Source organism: Mucilaginibacter galii, from assembly GCF_014635825.1.
Lineage (GTDB): Bacteria > Bacteroidota > Bacteroidia > Sphingobacteriales > Sphingobacteriaceae > Mucilaginibacter > Mucilaginibacter galii.
On record NZ_BMDO01000012.1, the window covers coordinates 77,627 to 93,434 of the forward strand.

Consider the following 15,808-nt stretch of genomic DNA (forward strand, 5'->3'; position numbering starts at 1 on the left):
CTGCATAGGCTTACAAACTTATCTTTGATTATGTACACTATACGACACGCTACGATGGCCGATGCCGACTGCGTTGTAAAAATTGCCCATCATACGTGGTGGCCAACTTACGGCGATATTTTGACCACCGAGCAGATCACTTACATGCTGGGCGTTATTTACGTGTCGGATAAAATTGCCGGGCAGATTGATAGCGGCGAGCAGCAATACCTGATTTTGGAAGAAGACGGCCAGCCGGTAGCCTTTGCCTCCTATTCGCCCCGCAGCGAAGATGCCTCCGTTTATAAGTTGCACAAACTTTATTGCCTGGCTGCTGCACAAGGTAAAGGATATGGTAAGCAGTTGATTAATGCGGTAGTAAACGCAACACAACAGGCAGGCGCCGGGGCCTTAGAACTTAATGTTAACCGCCATAATAAAACCATAGATTTTTATAAAAAGTTAGGCTTTACCATTATCTATAATGAAGATGTGCCTATTGGCCCTTACTTTATGAATGATTATGTGATGAGGAAGGTATTATAGCGTAAACCGGAATTAGTATATTGAGCATCTAAATCTTATTGTTATGAGGACCCGTAACTACTTACTCCTGATTATAACTTTGTTCTTTCTTGTATCCTGTAAAAAGGATAAGAACGAACCAGTAGTGGTTAAAGATTTTACGATGGAAGCACTGACGGCTAGAAGTTGGAAGCCCGTGTTGATTGATGGTAATACAACGGTAAATCCGCCTGTAGGTACTTACCAGTATTATGCTGTTCAAAGCTGGGACAAGGATGATGTTATATCCTTCAAAACAGATAGTAGAGTGTACTATAATTACGGCTCCATAGTGCCACCCATTAGTATAGAAATACCTGATTATAAAGTTTATACGGTTGATTTCTCAAAAAAGACAATCACTATCGGAGCTATCACATACCAGTTGTTAGAGCTATCTGCTAATCGTTTAAAATATAGTTTGGCTTTGAGTGGCGGTAACCCTGCCCTTATATTTATGTTTGAGCATCCCTGATAAACAGGTTAAGGTCTTTATTTTCGATCACGATCAGCTCTTGGAGTTGAAATCCTAACTTTTCCAGCAGTTTTACCGAGCGTTCGTTGCCGGTATCGGTAATGGCGGCCAGGTGCATTAAATGCAGTTTGGTGAAAGCGTAGTTCATGGTGGCGGCTGCTATTTCGCAAGCATAACCGTTGCCTTCATAAGCAGGCAGCAGGGCATAGCCTATGTCCATGTGCTCAAGATAGTTTCGTTTCAGTAATCCGCACATCCCTATTGGTATTCCCGTAGCTTTAAGCTCAACCAGGTACAGGCCGAAGCCGTAAGTGGTGTAACTCATGATGGGGCCGTTGGCTAAATAGCTTTGTGTCTGCTCGATGGTTTTAATACCGCGGTCGCCAATGTATTTGAGCCAGTTTGGTGTGTTCAGCAGTTGGAGCACAAAAGATGCATCGGCAATGGTGAACGTACGCAGGCGGAGTCTTTCGGTTTCGAGAATAACGGGCATGGAGGTAATATATAGAGGTTGATAAACTAATATCCCACAAAAAAACCGCAGCTAAATACCTGCGGTTTTTTGTGGGTACTAATTTTTATCTTTCCAGTTTAGCAATACGTTTAGGCGTATCGGTACCGGCCACAATACTGCGCGAGCTTAGCGCAATGGCCCTAATGGTTGCCGTAATGTTAGCCACATTCAATGAACTAAATTCATCTTTTACAGTATGGTACAGCTTATCAGTATCTATCTGGTCGGTAGATATGGTGTGCGCAGGTACACCTAAGCGGGCCAGGGTGGCGTTATCGCTGCGGTAAAACAGGTTTTGCTCGGGGTAAGGATCCGGGTGAAAAGTAAACGCCGTGCCTTTTAAGTTACGTTGTAAGATCTCTCCAAAATCGGAACGCTCATAACCTGTTATAAAGGCTGCATTTTCTCCAAACTTAGAAGTCTTGCCAATCATTTCAATGTTAAACATTGCCACCGTTTTATCAGGGTCTAATTGTTTGGAGAAGTAACGGGCACCGTAACCACCAATTTCTTCGGCGGTAAAGGCTACAAAGATCAATGTGCGCTCGTTATTGTTCAATTTTTTATAATATTTAGCCAGGCTTATCATGGCCGTAGTGCCCGAGGCATCATCATCGGCACCGTTAGAAATGCTATCGCCCTCCATAGCTTTGCCAATACCTAAGTGGTCATAATGGCCCGAAAATACCACGTACTCATCGGGTTTTGACTTGCCTTTAATCATACCGGCTACGTTGAAAATAGGTGGGTTTTCTGTCTTGGTTTTGTAGGTTACGTCAAATGCCTTCACATTATCATAAGTACCCAACACAATTACCACCTGTTGTGGATTGGCCGCCGGGGCCTCCATAGTTATATTGCCGCCGCTAACAGCAGCGCGCAGACGTTTAAAGAACGGTTCAAATTTAGGATCGACCAGTAATAACGTTTTTTTACCGCTGCGCATATAAGTGCGGTACTCGGTTTGAAAGTTTTGATCGGCCCCTATTTTAACTACCTGTACATCCGCATTGCTGCTCCAGTTAAAATCGGCACCAGCGGCAACAGCTATGTTTTCGGCAGGTATAGCCTTACCATCAAGTGATACCTGCACTGAGGCGGGTACGATACGATATACCGTAAAGCTTTGTCTGAAACCGGTAGCCCCGGTTAAGGGCTGCAAGCCAATTTTTTTAAACTCGCCTTCAATAAAAGTGGCGGCTTTATCAATGCCGGGCGTAAAAGTGCCACGGCCCTGCATGTCATCGGCGCTCAGGGTTTTAATTAACCGCTCAACCTCGGGTTGCTGTATGAGTTTATTTACATCCTGTGCAAAGCCTGTAAAGCTTGCGGTGGCCAATGCCAGGGCTATGGTATATTTTTTCATGTTTATTTGACTTTGGTACTTAACCATTTGTTACGGAATTCTTTTTGTGCGGCCGATAATTCTTTGCCGGCAGTTTCATACATCACTACTTCATAAGCCGGATTTTCTTGCAGGGCTACAGTGGCTTCGTGGTTACCTGTGCGGTTTTTGTAGGTGTAGGTTACTTTATCGCCCGGCTTTTTTCCCTCTAATGCGGAGTTATAAGTGGTTATATCCTTCACTTCCTTGCCATCAACGGTAAGGACAATATCGCCTACATCTATACCGGCATCGTACAGGGGAGAGCCCTGAACGGTATTGTTTTGAATCATTAAGCCACCATCAGACGTGGTAGTACGCAGCTGACCAGACCATGCTTTACCGGCCTGTGCCCTACGCAAAATTAAACCGGCTTTATCTAACAAGGTCACATAATTGTTTTTCTCGAATCCATAAATGTAACTGCTAAAAAACTCTGAGGCAAAGGTTGGGTTTTTGGTAACCTGGGCCAGTACGGCCTGCAGATCGGCAATGGTGTATGGTTTTTCTACATAACCAATGTTGCTGCCCGGTTTTACTTTACCGTAGGCTAACCAAACGGCGCGCATATAATCATCAAGCGTTAGCTTAAATTCGTTGCGCAGGCGCAGATCGAGCGCCAGTGCGGTTGCACCGCCATAGGTGTAATAGCTGGTAAATACGTTGGCATTGTTGTTAGGATCAATAGACACACCAGCATCGGCAAATACGGCATAACGGCTCATTTGCGCAGGTGAGTAGTGATTGGCCGCAGGGGAGTTAAGCACCGTATTAACCAGTCCCGCTATAGTACGGGTGTACATTTCGGGCGTACGCAAACCGGCGCGCACCAGCAGCATTTCGCCGTAGTATTGCGTAAAACCTTCGGCAAACCAAAGCTCGCTGCTCATGTTGGCATGCTCAAAGTTAAACGGCTCTAACGATTTTGGCCTGATGCGTTCCACATTCCAGCTGTGAAAATACTCGTGTGCAAAGGTGCCCAGCAGGCGGTTCTCGTTACCCGCAATTTTTGGAGTCGATTGCACAATACTGGTAGAGTTGCGGTGCTCCATGCCATCGCCCGCATTGGTGGCATGTACATCGTGCAAAAACACATAATTACCATAATCGTAAACCGGCAGTTCGCCATAAACAGCTTGTGCTTCCAGCGTTACCTTTTTAACCATTTCGCCAAAGGCATCAATAGTAGTTTGGTCATCATCGCTGTGCGAGGTAAGGTGGATGGTTTGCTTGCGTCCATCGGGATTGCTTACTTCCCAACTGTGCATTTTGTAAGCCGCCAGCGAGGTAGGGCTATCCATCATGTATTGCAGGTTAGGCGCATAATAAGTGCCTGCTGCTTCAGGTTTTAATTGGGTGGCTACCTTCCAGCCGTATTTTTCTGTATCGTTAAATTTAAAATGTACGGGGCGCTTTTCCATCCCTACAACCCAGGTAAAGGCAGCGGGCATGTTAAAGTGGGCCGTACTTTGGTCAATACCCACGTAAGTTCCATCCATATAATTACCAAACAAGGTATAGCTGATGATAACGGTAGTGCCATGTTGGGCTATTTCATACACATCGCCCTCTACTTGCTTTACCGAAAGCAGGGTGTTCTTTTCGCCAAAAGCTTTTAAGTTGTAAATGTTCTTGCCAAACTCATGGGTGGCATACCTGCCGGGCGATGAACGGCTCATGCGAAACCTGAAAGTTCCGGCGGGTACTTCGGGCACCCTCATGCTAATTTCGGCCTCGTGGTGTGCCGCATTTGGGAACGAAACGGTATAATAAATGTCGCTTTGCGCAAAAGCTGCCGCCGATAGCAGCAGGGTCGCAGCCGATAGGTAAAGTTTTTTCATGTTTAAGCAATATACTGGCTGAAAATAGGATAAAAATGGGAGATAGTTAGGAATCTTGTTTATTTAGGTTTAGTGAGTTTTTAAATTTATTCTGTGCTGTCAAACTTACTTCGTCTCGCTCATTGCCGCGAGAGGCTACTTCTTTTGTCTTAGCCACAAAAAGCAAAAAGGCCAAGCCAGCACAATCCCTGCCTTTTCCCACAGGGCCCACTCCCGGCCGGGTGCGCTGGCAGGCCCACCCTTCTTTTGAATGGTAGTGTAGATATTCTTAAAATTTGTGTTGCATAGCGTTGCTTTCAATTCCCTTACTCGGGAGGGCAGGGAGGGGTCTAATGAAGCGTTCAAGAACCACGCGTCTTAAACCCTCACTGCCACTTGTTCCCTTCTCCGTCACCTCCCAGCTTCGGCTGAAAGCGGGGGAGCACTTGTTGGCCTTGTGCGCCGGCAGGGCCTTTTAGATTTGCATGTAGCGCAAGCCATGTGTGGGCGAAGCCATCGGGGTAAATCTAAACAGCCCGTGTTGCTGCCCCGCTTTGCAGGGTAAAGGCCTTGTGCGCAAAGAAGCATAGGGAGGTGACTTGATTTTTGGTTCTTTTTATCAAGAAAAAGAATAAAGGCCTCTGCGGCCATAGCAGACGAAGGTTGTTCACAAGTACCAACCCTAATTAGGATTTCCATTTAACAATCCCGAAATTTACACCATGAATAACTTGCCGCCATTGGCCGAGCGTATGCGACCCAAATCGCTGGATGATTATGTAGGGCAAAAACATTTGGTAGGCCCTGGTGCGGTGCTGCGCAAGGCTATCGAATCGGGCAATTTACCGTCGATGCTGTTTTGGGGGCCGCCGGGGGTGGGTAAAACTACGCTGGCATATATTATATCTCAGAACCTCAAACGTCCGTTTTTTGCGTTGAGTGCCATTAACTCGGGGGTAAAAGATGTGCGGGAGGTTATTGAAAAAGCCACCCTGTTAAAACAAGGCGGACAAACCCTACCGGTTTTATTCATCGATGAGATCCACCGTTTCTCCAAATCGCAGCAAGACTCGCTGCTGGGCGCGGTAGAGCGCGGTATTGTTACGTTAATTGGCGCCACTACCGAAAATCCATCGTTCGAGGTCATCTCTGCGTTACTATCGCGTGCGCAGGTTTATATTTTGCAGCATCTTAATGAGGATGATTTAGTTAACCTGCTACATAAGGCTATGCGAGAGGATGAGGTGCTGAAACAAAAGAATATTGTTATCAAAGAACACGAAGCTTTGCTGCGCCTCTCAGGCGGCGATGCACGTAAACTGTTAAATATTTTTGAACTGCTCATTAATGCCATTGATGCGCCTGAAATTATCGTGACTAACCAGGCTGTGCTCGAAAATGTGCAGCAAAATATGGCGCTGTACGATAAGGCAGGAGAACAGCATTATGATATTATTTCGGCCTTCATCAAATCCATGCGGGGCAGCGACCCTAACGGTGCCGTTTACTGGATGGCCCGTATGCTGGTAGGGGGCGAAGACCCTTCTTTTATTGCACGCCGTATGCTCATTTTAGCGTCTGAAGATATTGGCAATGCCAACCCTAATGCCCTGCTGCTGGCACAAAGCTGCTTTGAGGCCGTGAGGGTAATTGGAATGCCCGAAGCGCGCATCATCTTATCGCAAACGGCGGTTTACCTGGCTACCTCGGCCAAGAGTAATGCCAGCTATATGGCTATTGATACCGCCATGGCGCTGGTAAAACAAACCGGCGATTTGCCCGTGCCGTTGCACCTGCGCAACGCACCTACCAAACTCATGAAAAATATAGGCTACGGTAAAGATTATAAGTATGCTCACAGCTACGAAGGCAGCTTTACCGAACAGGATTTTTTGCCCGATGCTGTTAAAGGAACCAAGCTTTACGACCCCGGCAGTAACGCCCGCGAAAACGAGGCCCGCGAAAAGCTGAAAAAATTATGGGGCGACCGCTACAAGTATTAAAACTTGTATCTATATTTAAGCCAGCAACTTAACTGTTATCATGAAAAAGAAAATCACCTTAGGAAAAGTGGTACTCATAGTGTTCTTGGTTTTATTAGCTGTAGAATGGAAAGCTTTTAAAAATGGCGTAGTTGACGGCTGGAATGAGACTATGGCGGCTACGAAGTAGTATTTATAGTGGTGTGGTGATAACACCGACCACAGGCATAATTTTTTGCGTTGTAGAAGTGGTACGGTAAAAACACCGACCACAGGCTGAAATAATCAGTTATTTATGTGTCGTGATAAAAACAAGCTTGATTTTAACATTTGTTTAAAATAAAATTTCTTTAAAAGAAATTCAGATTTGTATCTTGCTCATATAAATTAACTATCACAATCTTATTTCAATGAGAAAACTCCTACACTTAATCATCTTAATTTCCTTAGCAGCAACATTTACTTCCTGTCGGAAATCTACAATCGCTTTGAATAACACAAGTGAACTAAAAAGCTCTACTAATTGTCATTGTGAATCAGAAGAGGCATTGCCTAATATACAGGGGCAGGTGATTACTTATAAATTCAGAGGTAGAGATTTGAATGTTGTAAAGAAAGATAAAGCTTATGTCTTAGAAGGTGACATTATTCTTTCGCCCGAGCAGATTGCACTTTTTGAAAAATCTACTAAACAGAAATTTAAAGGGTCTTTCGCTGCAATAAAAACAGCATTTATTAACACTTGGCAATCTGGCGTTGTTTATTGGGATGTTGATTCAAATGTGCCCAATCAGAGTCGAATCACTAATGCAATTGCTACATGGGAGGCATATACAAGAATTAGATTTGTACGGAAATCGGGTTATGCTAGTAGCTGGGTACACATTAAACGTGGTGATGGATGTTCCTCTTTTGTGGGAAGAAAGATGGGAGAACAAGAGCTAACCTTAAGTGATGATTGTTCGGAGGGTAATACCTTACATGAATTAGGCCATGCTATTGGATTATTTCATGAGCAAAGCCGAGAGGATAGAGATTTATACATTAATATTCATGAGGAAAACATCGAGTTAGGCAAAAAACATAATTTTGAAAAGTATTCGGAAAGCGGCGATTGGGGGCTTGATTACGGTCCTTTTGATTTTAATTCTATTATGATGTATAGTTCTAAAGCATTTAGTAAGAATAACTTGCCAACTATTACTAAAAAAGACGGAACAGAATATTCTACCAATCGCTCTTATTTAACACAAACAGACATTGATGCGATCAATTACCTATACGAACCGATAGGTATTGGGTATGATGAAACACAGAATTGGTATCAAGATACTGGCTTCGATAGGGTTTACGACAGTGATGTAGAAATTTATTTCACAAATCAAACTGGTAGAGCAAGTCTTACTAAGCCAATAGAAGTACGTGTAGCCAAATACAGAACAGAATATAATCCGTTAGGTCAGGGGTATGGTAGTACTTATGCTGTATGGTCAAACGTTATTGGTTTTCCAGCAGGAGTTGCGAATTACTATGCAGGAACTTACAGTGTTAATGAACATTATAATCAGCGGATGGATCCCGAGCCAAATTCTTTCTATGAATATATTGGCGCACAGCGACTGAAGTAAGGTATAGTAGTACGAACGTTGTAGACCTTATCATTACTTGTTTAAAAGCGTTCATGTTTGAACGCTTTTAAACTTTAAGCGGTTCAACATAATCTTAATGAGCAATTATCCGCTTACAATAATTATATACTTTTTATCCGTTCGTAAATTAAAAAATGCAGTGTGAAAACTTTGATCCTTCCCCCCTGAAGTCCAAAAGTCCTTTATCCTCCTTTACTGCCCTCCCAAAATCACCGGCGTTTTCCCATTGCCCATAATGATCACTTTAGTATTGGGCGATAGGGCAATGGCTTTTTGTGCCTGGATGCTTTCGTATTGTAATTGCTTGTCTGATAGGCCAGTAGATAGCGTCTTTTGGTAGTCGGCTATACCCTGGGCTTCTACACGCTTGCGTTCGGCTTCCTGGCGTTCTTTTTGGAGCACGAATTGCATTTTCTGGGCTTCCTGCTCGGCATTGATCTTTGATTCGATACTGGCTTTTACCGAGGCAGGTAAAGCCACATTGCGGATGAGGATCTGTTGTAGTTCTAAGCCATTTTTAGCAAAGTTCTGACTAATGGTTTGAAATATACGGTCCTGAAATTCCTGGCGTTTTACCGAATAGAGGTCTACTGCCTGATAATTTACGGCGTTATCACGTAGTACGGTACGGGTTACAGGGCGCACCAGTTTATCCACATAATCAACCCCAATGTTCTGGTAAATAAATGGTGCCTTGCTGGCTTTTACCCTAAACAAGGTAGACAGGTCGATAGTGACCTCCAAGCCGTCGGAACATAATACTTTAATGGCATCATCGCCCACCACTTCGCCCTCGCTGTGTACGCCGCTCATGGTGTAATTTTGTGTTTGAATATTGAATGTGGTTACATCAACCAGCGGGTTGATGACATGCAGGCCACTTTCCAAAACCTGGTTTTGCACCTTGCCAAACAACGTTTGCACACCGGCTTTTCCGGGGGGGATGGTTTTAAAAGCCGATAGCAGCGCACCCAGCACTATTACCACAATGCCTGCCGTAGTGGCTACACCACTAAAACGGCTGTTGGTAGTATTGGATTGCTTTAGCACTATGCCCGCTACCAGAAACACCAGCCCCAGAAAAATCAGTATCATCAGTTTATTTAGTTTTAGGATCTTCCATTGCTCTCACTTCTTTAAGCAGACGTACCTTCAGCACTATAAATATAGCGGCTAAAACTACGGCACCTGTTAAAAAATCGTACCGGTGATTGGTAAACCCCCAGTACACGGTGTACAAGCATATAAATATAGCTATATTATATACCACACTCAAAAACATTTTTCCGGCCATATTAATACACGCTAATGCTCGGATCTATTTGATCGGCCCAGGCCAGGATGCCGCCTTGCAAGTTATATAAATTAGTGTAACCCTGAGCTTCTAACTGCATAATAGCCATGGCACTGCGTTTACCGCTGCGGCACATTACCACTACGGGTTTATCTTTACTTATTTTATCTGTTTCAATTAAAACGCCGCCCAACGGTATGTTTTTTCCTTCCAGGTTCGACATTTCGTATTCAAAATCTTCGCGCACATCTATTAGCTGAAAATCTTCGCCGGCATCTTTCATTCTTTTCAGTTCTTCTACAGTTATTTCTTGCATGGTTGTAAATTTATGGTTCAAAGGTAGTTGTTTTGCACATAAATAATCAGTCGTAAAAGTGTAACAATCAGTGCCGCGGGGCGTTTCATAAGAGAATACGGCATTTAATTTCGTATATTAGTTATTCATGAGAAAAGTAACCCGCTTTTTTTGGTTCTGTTCGGGAGCGCACATCGATACCTTAAAAAAGTACCCCATTGAGCACAACAGGTATGTGGGCATTGGGGCCACTATATTTTTTACAGCTTTATTTGCCTGTTTATCGGGCGGTTATGCCATGTATTTTGTGTTTAGCGGTAATCCGCTGGCCGTTGTTTTCGCTATACTATTTGGCTTAATATGGGGGCTGGCCATTTTTAACATGGACCGCTACATCGTATCGAGTATTAACAAGCAGGGCAGCAGTAACCAGCAACTGTTACAGGCATTGCCCCGTATTTTGCTGGCCATCATGATAGGGGTGGTAATTTCGCGCCCACTGGAGTTGAAAATTTTTGATAAAGAGATTCGCGGCAAATTGAAAGAGTCGTACTCTAAAGGCCAAAACCGCAAGATTGACACACTCCAAAAAACGTATACTCAAAAATACGCTATGGAGATGGCCAAAAATAAGGACTTAAAACTGGAGAAAGACTCCTTAGAACGCGATATTAACCGCTCGCGGGTACAACTGAACCAGGAAGTTTTTGGCAACAAAAACGACCAAACATCAGGTATTTCGGGTTACGGCACCTACGCTAAGCAAAAAGAAGCTGTTTTGCTGGAAAAAGAGACGCGCTTAAAAATAGTAACCCAAGAAGTTGACCGTTTGGACCAGTACCTGAGCCAGCGTAAGGATTATGAAGGCCTGAATAGCACCCGCCTTTTTACCGGTACACAATTAGATAGCCTGGCCAACGTTGCCGGCTTTGCCGACCGTAACTGGGCGCTGGGGCAACTTTCTTTTAGGCAAGATGGCACCAAGGATTTAGATACTTACCTGGCACAATCATTTATAGGCTATCTGTTTATTTTATTTGAGTGTTTGCCGGTATTTGTGAAATTGATGTCGCCTAAGGGTCCGTATGATGTGGCCGTTGCCCGTTTGGCCGAAGCCAATATTCATTTTGCCGAGCGCGATAAAGATCGTGAAATGGTAGTGACCGATGAGGTTTTTGACCACCAGGTAGATGCCGATATCCAAAAGCGAAAGAAGCTCATCACCGGGCAATCTGACTACGATCTGGAACGGCATAGTTATGATTAAGGTGTGTCCCAGTTCGATAATTAATGACCTTTAACCAGGATAACTATCACCAGCTTTGCGACCATTTAGCTACCGAAGATGGTGATTTTAAAAGTATTATCGACCGGCATGGTTACCCGCCATTTTGGTCGCGCGCTAATAGTTTTGAAACACTGGTGCATATTATTTTAGAGCAGCAGGTATCATTGGCGTCGGCATTGTCGGCTTTGAATAAGCTGAAGGATCGGATACAGGAAATTACCCCGTCGCGCGTACTGATGTTAACCGACGAGGAGTTGAAAGCCTGTTATTTCAGCAGGCAAAAAACCGTTTATGTTAAGTATTTAGCCGAAGCCCTGCTAAGTGGACAACTTAACCTGCAAGAGCTCGAAACTTTGCCTGATGATGGGACCCGCAAAAAACTTACGGCGCTCAAAGGCATTGGCAACTGGACGGTAGACATCTATCTGCTGATGGTGCTGCACCGCACCAATATCTTTCCCATAGGCGATCTGGCCATTGTAAACGCCATGAAGCGCTTAAAGCCTGTGCCTACCGCCGCCACGAAAGAACACTTACTGCAAATAGCCGAACAATGGCAACCCTACCGCAGCGTAGCGGCTATGCTGCTGTGGCATTATTATTTAAGCCCTCGGGATTGAGCCAAGATCTAAGAAACAAGAGCCAAGATAAATGTTTGAAAACATCTTGTTTCTTGGCTCTTGTTTCTTGTGTTTCTTGCTTCTATTAACTCCCCTTTAGGGGGTTGGGGGGCTCAATCTTTCCTTCTCCTGAAAGTTCTGCACAATCTCAACCGCGTTATCTACCGCATCGCTCAGGGTGGTGATGAACGCACCCGGTTGAGCTAAGCTAATGGCGTAGGCAATAGGGTCAGTATCGCTTCCTAAAACTTCGTAAGAAGCATCGGGTTTAACTTCTTTAATGCCCTCTACCATTAAGCCAATAAGGTTTTCTTTAGTGCGGCCACGGGTATGGTTTTCCTGGCGAAGTAAAATATGGTCGAACATACTGGCCGATATGCGACCTAGTTCGCGTATATCATCATCGCGGCGGTCGCCCGTACCCGAAATCAAGCCTATTTTCTGCGGCGAATCTATATGGCTTAAAAACTCCTTAATGCCATTGTAACCGTTAGGGTTGTGGGCAAAATCTACCATGAACTTAAACTCCTTAAAGTCGAAGATGTTCATACGGCCAGGTGTTTGCGATGCCGATGGTACGAAGGTTTGCAGCGCGGTTTTAATATCTTCGGTTTTAAAGCCCCACAGGTAAGTGGCTAAGGTAGCCGCGAGCACGTTTTCGATCATGAAGTTAACCGTACCACCAAAAGTAATTGGTATTTGGCTTGCACGCTGTACCCGTAATTTCCAGTCGCCTTTTTTAATAGTGATGTAGCCATTTTCGTAAACGCAGGCAATGCCGCCCTTTTGGCAATGCGCTTTAATAACCGGGTTGTCTTCGTTACGGCTAAAGTAGGCAATAAAGCAGTCTGCTTGTTTACCAATTTTTACGCAATGCTCGCTATCGGCATTTAAAACGCCCCAACCGTTCTTCTTCACCGAATCAATAACCACGGCTTTTACCCTGGCCAGATCATCGAGCGTGTGTATATCTGATATACCTAAGTGATCTTCCTGAATATTGGTAATTACGCCAATATCGCAATGGCCAAAGCCTAGTCCCGAGCGTAAAATGCCACCGCGGGCAGTTTCCAATACGGCAAACTCCACGGTAGGGTCTTTCAAAATAAACTCCGTGCTCATAGGGCCTGTGGTATCGCCCTTCATCATCATGCTGTTTTGTACGTAAATGCCATCTGATGTGGTGAAGCCTACCCGGTAGCCATTATTTTTTACAATGTGGGCAATTAAACGCGTGGTGGTAGTTTTGCCGTTGGTGCCGGTAGTGGCAATGATAGGTATCCTGGCCGATTTACCGTATGGATACAACATATCTACCACATGGCCGGCTACGTTGCGCGGCAAGCCCTCGCTTGGGGCAATGTGCATGCGGAAGCCCGGCGCTGCGTTAACCTCTAATATAACACCGCCGTTCTCGGTAAGCGGGTGGGTAAGGTCTTGCGCCATAATATCAATACCGCAAATATCTAAACCTATTACCCGCGATATACGCTCGCAAATGAATACGTTTTCGGGGTGTACCTGGTCGGTTACATCTATAGAGGTGCCACCGGTGCTCAGGTTAGCAGTAGATTTAAGGTACACCACTTCATCGGCCGCAGGTATGGTTTCTAAAGTATAATTCAACTTATTCAGTAGGTCCATGGTATCGCGGTCTACCGATATCAGGGTAAGCACGTTTTCATGGCCGTATCCGCGGCGTGTGTCGCTGTTCTCTTTATCAATGAGTTGTTGTATGGTTGCTTGTCCGTCGCCGGTTACGTGTGCAGGCACACGCAGGGCAGCAGCCACCATTTTATTGTCGATCACCAGTACACGGAAATCGTACCCGCTGATAAATTTTTCGACGATAACCTTGCGCGATATACGGGCCGCATGCTCAAAAGCAGCAACGGCCTCTTCCTCAGTTTTTACATTAATGGTGGCACCGCGGCCATGGTTGCCATCCAGCGGTTTAAACACCAAGGGGAAACCTACGTTGCGTATAGCATCTTTTATTTGCTCAGTTGCAGTAATGGTTACCCCTTTAGCTACCGGTATGGCTTGTTCCTGCAAAATACGTTTGGTTTCGTCTTTATTACCGGCCAGGTCAACGGCTATGCTGCTGGTTTTTTCGGTCATGGTAGCTCGGATGCGTACCTGGTTTTTACCATAACCCAACTGCACCAGCGACTGGTTGTTGAGCCTGATCCAGGGTATATCGCGCGATATAGCTTCTTCCACAATAGAGCCCGTACTTGGGCCCAGGCGGGTGTTCTCGCGTATCTCACGCATTTGCTGTATATCTTCCTCCAGCGGATACTCGCTGCCTTCAATAAGCGCTTCAGCAATTTTTACAGCAGCCTCGGCAGCAAATACGCCTACCTTTTCTTCCACGTAGTTAAATACTACGTTATATGTGCCCGGTGTTTTGGTTTCGCGGGTGCGGCCATAGCCAGTGTACATGCCTGCCAGGGTTTGTATTTCTAAAGCGATATGCTCAATCACGTGGCCCATCCAGGTGCCTTGTTCTACGCGCTGAAAAAAACCACCCGGTACACCGGGAGAGCAACGATGAACGTACATGCTGGGAATAAGCGCTTTAAGGCGCTCGTAAAAACCGTCAATGGTGTTGGTAGGCCTGTGCTCCAGCTCCTCCAGGTTTAACCGCATTTGTATTAACTTTTTGCGGCTTATACTCCAGATGTTAGGGCCACGCAGTACTTGTATTTTCTCAATTTTCATAAATCACGGTTAGTTTTGGAAACCCCCTCTAAATCTCCCCCAAAGGGTGAGACTTTCAAATGCCCCCTCCTTTGGGGAGGGTTCGGGTGGGGTGATTCCGGAATGTAACAAATCAATATATATTTTGATGTAATAATGCAATTTTTATTATTAAAAGTGCTGTTTAACCGCATTTTTACATTACTTTGTAATGTACGAACCCGATAAAGCAGAATGATTGTCCCGAAAGGTAAATTAATAATTATAGGTGGCGCGGTTGATATGGGCACTAATATAGGTGCCGAAGAGCATATCATGCAACCTCATTATTTAAAGTTTTTTGAGCGTGGTATTTTACGCCGAATGATCAATGAATCGGCTCACCAGCTGGGCTCCAAAGTGGAGGTTATTACTACCGCCTCGCAGATTCCGGAACTGGTTGGTACCGAATATATTAAGGCGTTTAACCAGTTAGAAGTTACCAATGTTAATGTGCTTGATATACGCAATCGCGAAGATGCACAAAACCCCGAATACCTGGAGCGTATACGCCAGGCCGATGTGGTGATGTTTAGCGGCGGCGACCAGCTGCGCCTGAGCTCTATTTTTGGCGGCACTGAGTTTTTGCAGATCTTAAAATCGCGGTACTGCCACGACAACTTTATCGTAGCCGGTACATCGGCTGGTGCAGCGGCAGCCTCTACCAACATGATCTATCGCGGCGAAAGCAGCGAGGCCCTGGTAAAAGGCGAAGTGCAAATTACTGCCGGACTGGGCTTTTTAGACCATGTAATTATTGATACCCACTTTGTACAGCGCGGGCGTATTGGTCGCCTGTTTTATGCCGTAGCCAGCAACCCAGGTATCTTAGGTATAGGTTTGGGCGAAGATGCCGGCCTGTTAATTACCGAAGGTGCCATGATGGAAGCTATAGGCTCGGGTCTTACCATTGTGGTAGATGGCCGAAGTTTAGTGCAAACCAATATTTACGATGTGGAAATGGGTGCACCGGTATCTATAGAAGGATTGAAAGTACACGTGATGTCGATTTTTGACCGTTACGACCTGGCCCAGCAAAGGCTAATTATGAAAAAACGCACCAAGGTAGAAGATGGTGTTTACTTGCAGGTGCCGGATAGGGATTAGGGATTTAATGGAGCGAGGAGCGGAGTTACGGGGAGCGGGGAAGATGCTTAAGAGCATGAGCGATATTACATACCAACGCGTGCGTTAAGGATTGA

15 protein-coding genes are annotated in these 15,808 nt (G+C 45.0%); 8 read left to right on the top strand and 7 right to left on the bottom strand.

The annotated features are described in order from the left end of the window. The first annotated feature begins 30 nt into the window (after positions 1-30). The gene (locus tag IEV61_RS18075; RefSeq protein WP_188418461.1) at positions 31-525 is read left to right on the top strand and encodes a GNAT family N-acetyltransferase; all 495 of its coding nucleotides are present in this window, start codon (positions 31-33) and stop codon (positions 523-525) included. Positions 526-568: 43 nt separating this feature from the next. Continuing rightward, entirely contained in the window at positions 569-1,018 is a 450-nt protein-coding gene (locus IEV61_RS18080; RefSeq protein WP_188418462.1) for a hypothetical protein, read from the top strand. Here IEV61_RS18080 and IEV61_RS18085 read toward each other — a convergent pair. The 3 genes from IEV61_RS18085 to IEV61_RS18095 all read right to left on the bottom strand — a co-directional run bounded on the left by IEV61_RS18085 (position 999) and on the right by IEV61_RS18095 (position 4,757). After that, the gene (locus IEV61_RS18085; RefSeq protein ID WP_188418463.1) at positions 999-1,511 is read right to left on the bottom strand and encodes a GNAT family N-acetyltransferase; all 513 of its coding nucleotides are present in this window, start codon (positions 1,509-1,511) and stop codon (positions 999-1,001) included. The genes IEV61_RS18080 and IEV61_RS18085 overlap by 20 nt on opposite strands. Before the next feature lie 85 nt (positions 1,512-1,596). Then, positions 1,597-2,898 (bottom strand): M20/M25/M40 family metallo-hydrolase, encoded by a 1,302-nt coding sequence (locus tag IEV61_RS18090; protein WP_188418464.1) that lies wholly within the window; start codon positions 2,896-2,898, stop codon positions 1,597-1,599. 2 nt (positions 2,899-2,900) lie between these two features. Next, entirely contained in the window at positions 2,901-4,757 is a 1,857-nt protein-coding gene (locus tag IEV61_RS18095; protein WP_188418465.1) for a M61 family metallopeptidase, read from the bottom strand. Between the two features lie 701 nt (positions 4,758-5,458). Between IEV61_RS18095 and IEV61_RS18100 the strand changes: the two genes are divergently transcribed. The 3 genes from IEV61_RS18100 (at position 5,459) to IEV61_RS18105 (ending at position 8,346) form a co-directional block, all read left to right on the top strand. Then, complete coding sequence (locus IEV61_RS18100; protein WP_188418466.1) at positions 5,459-6,739, top strand: replication-associated recombination protein A; 1,281 nt, start codon at positions 5,459-5,461, stop codon at positions 6,737-6,739. A gap of 40 nt (positions 6,740-6,779) precedes the next feature. Then, entirely contained in the window at positions 6,780-6,908 is a 129-nt protein-coding gene (locus tag IEV61_RS20715) for a hypothetical protein (protein ID WP_262890610.1), read from the top strand. 220 nt (positions 6,909-7,128) lie between these two features. Beyond that, complete coding sequence (locus IEV61_RS18105; protein ID WP_188418467.1) at positions 7,129-8,346, top strand: M12 family metallopeptidase; 1,218 nt, start codon at positions 7,129-7,131, stop codon at positions 8,344-8,346. Positions 8,347-8,559: 213 nt separating this feature from the next. Here IEV61_RS18105 and IEV61_RS18110 read toward each other — a convergent pair whose 3' ends face one another. Genes IEV61_RS18110 through IEV61_RS18120 form a run of 3 tightly spaced genes read right to left on the bottom strand, consistent with a single transcriptional unit; the run spans position 8,560 to position 9,977 of the window. Further along, positions 8,560-9,462 (bottom strand): prohibitin family protein, encoded by a 903-nt coding sequence (locus tag IEV61_RS18110; protein ID WP_188418468.1) that lies wholly within the window; start codon positions 9,460-9,462, stop codon positions 8,560-8,562. 4 nt (positions 9,463-9,466) lie between these two features. After that, positions 9,467-9,661 carry a DUF6358 family protein gene (locus tag IEV61_RS18115; RefSeq protein WP_188418469.1) on the bottom strand — a complete coding sequence of 65 codons (195 nt, stop codon included), beginning with the start codon at positions 9,659-9,661 and terminating at the stop codon, positions 9,467-9,469. Between the two features lies 1 nt (position 9,662). Continuing rightward, positions 9,663-9,977, bottom strand: a complete 315-nt coding sequence (locus IEV61_RS18120; RefSeq protein WP_188418470.1) for a rhodanese-like domain-containing protein — start codon at positions 9,975-9,977, stop codon at positions 9,663-9,665. A 127-nt stretch (positions 9,978-10,104) separates the two neighbouring features. Here IEV61_RS18120 and IEV61_RS18125 point away from each other — a divergent pair, with 127 nt between their 5' ends. Together IEV61_RS18125 and IEV61_RS18130 are read left to right on the top strand one after the other, a co-directional pair. Beyond that, positions 10,105-11,223 carry a DUF4407 domain-containing protein gene (locus IEV61_RS18125; RefSeq protein ID WP_188418471.1) on the top strand — a complete coding sequence of 373 codons (1,119 nt, stop codon included), beginning with the start codon at positions 10,105-10,107 and terminating at the stop codon, positions 11,221-11,223. A 23-nt stretch (positions 11,224-11,246) separates the two neighbouring features. Beyond that, positions 11,247-11,864, top strand: a complete 618-nt coding sequence (locus tag IEV61_RS18130; RefSeq protein ID WP_188418472.1) for a DNA-3-methyladenine glycosylase family protein — start codon at positions 11,247-11,249, stop codon at positions 11,862-11,864. A 96-nt stretch (positions 11,865-11,960) separates the two neighbouring features. Here IEV61_RS18130 and cphA read toward each other — a convergent pair whose 3' ends face one another. Further along, the gene (gene cphA, locus IEV61_RS18135) at positions 11,961-14,588 is read right to left on the bottom strand and encodes a cyanophycin synthetase (protein ID WP_188418473.1); all 2,628 of its coding nucleotides are present in this window, start codon (positions 14,586-14,588) and stop codon (positions 11,961-11,963) included. Between the two features lie 213 nt (positions 14,589-14,801). Between cphA and IEV61_RS18140 the strand changes: the two genes are divergently transcribed. Then, complete coding sequence (locus IEV61_RS18140; protein WP_188418474.1) at positions 14,802-15,713, top strand: cyanophycinase; 912 nt, start codon at positions 14,802-14,804, stop codon at positions 15,711-15,713. The last annotated feature ends 95 nt before the right edge of the window (positions 15,714-15,808 follow it).

Coding starts and splice junctions, on each gene's coding strand:
- IEV61_RS18075 (WP_188418461.1), top strand. CDS start 31: ATGTACACTATACGACACGCTACGATGGCCGATGCCGACTGCGTTGTA.
- IEV61_RS18080 (WP_188418462.1), top strand. CDS start 569: ATGAGGACCCGTAACTACTTACTCCTGATTATAACTTTGTTCTTTCTT.
- IEV61_RS18085 (WP_188418463.1), bottom strand. CDS start 1,511: ATGCCCGTTATTCTCGAAACCGAAAGACTCCGCCTGCGTACGTTCACC.
- IEV61_RS18090 (WP_188418464.1), bottom strand. CDS start 2,898: ATGAAAAAATATACCATAGCCCTGGCATTGGCCACCGCAAGCTTTACA.
- IEV61_RS18095 (WP_188418465.1), bottom strand. CDS start 4,757: ATGAAAAAACTTTACCTATCGGCTGCGACCCTGCTGCTATCGGCGGCA.
- IEV61_RS18100 (WP_188418466.1), top strand. CDS start 5,459: ATGAATAACTTGCCGCCATTGGCCGAGCGTATGCGACCCAAATCGCTG.
- IEV61_RS20715 (WP_262890610.1), top strand. CDS start 6,780: ATGAAAAAGAAAATCACCTTAGGAAAAGTGGTACTCATAGTGTTCTTG.
- IEV61_RS18105 (WP_188418467.1), top strand. CDS start 7,129: ATGAGAAAACTCCTACACTTAATCATCTTAATTTCCTTAGCAGCAACA.
- IEV61_RS18110 (WP_188418468.1), bottom strand. CDS start 9,462: ATGATACTGATTTTTCTGGGGCTGGTGTTTCTGGTAGCGGGCATAGTG.
- IEV61_RS18115 (WP_188418469.1), bottom strand. CDS start 9,661: ATGGCCGGAAAAATGTTTTTGAGTGTGGTATATAATATAGCTATATTT.
- IEV61_RS18120 (WP_188418470.1), bottom strand. CDS start 9,977: ATGCAAGAAATAACTGTAGAAGAACTGAAAAGAATGAAAGATGCCGGC.
- IEV61_RS18125 (WP_188418471.1), top strand. CDS start 10,105: ATGAGAAAAGTAACCCGCTTTTTTTGGTTCTGTTCGGGAGCGCACATC.
- IEV61_RS18130 (WP_188418472.1), top strand. CDS start 11,247: ATGACCTTTAACCAGGATAACTATCACCAGCTTTGCGACCATTTAGCT.
- cphA (WP_188418473.1), bottom strand. CDS start 14,588: ATGAAAATTGAGAAAATACAAGTACTGCGTGGCCCTAACATCTGGAGT.
- IEV61_RS18140 (WP_188418474.1), top strand. CDS start 14,802: ATGATTGTCCCGAAAGGTAAATTAATAATTATAGGTGGCGCGGTTGAT.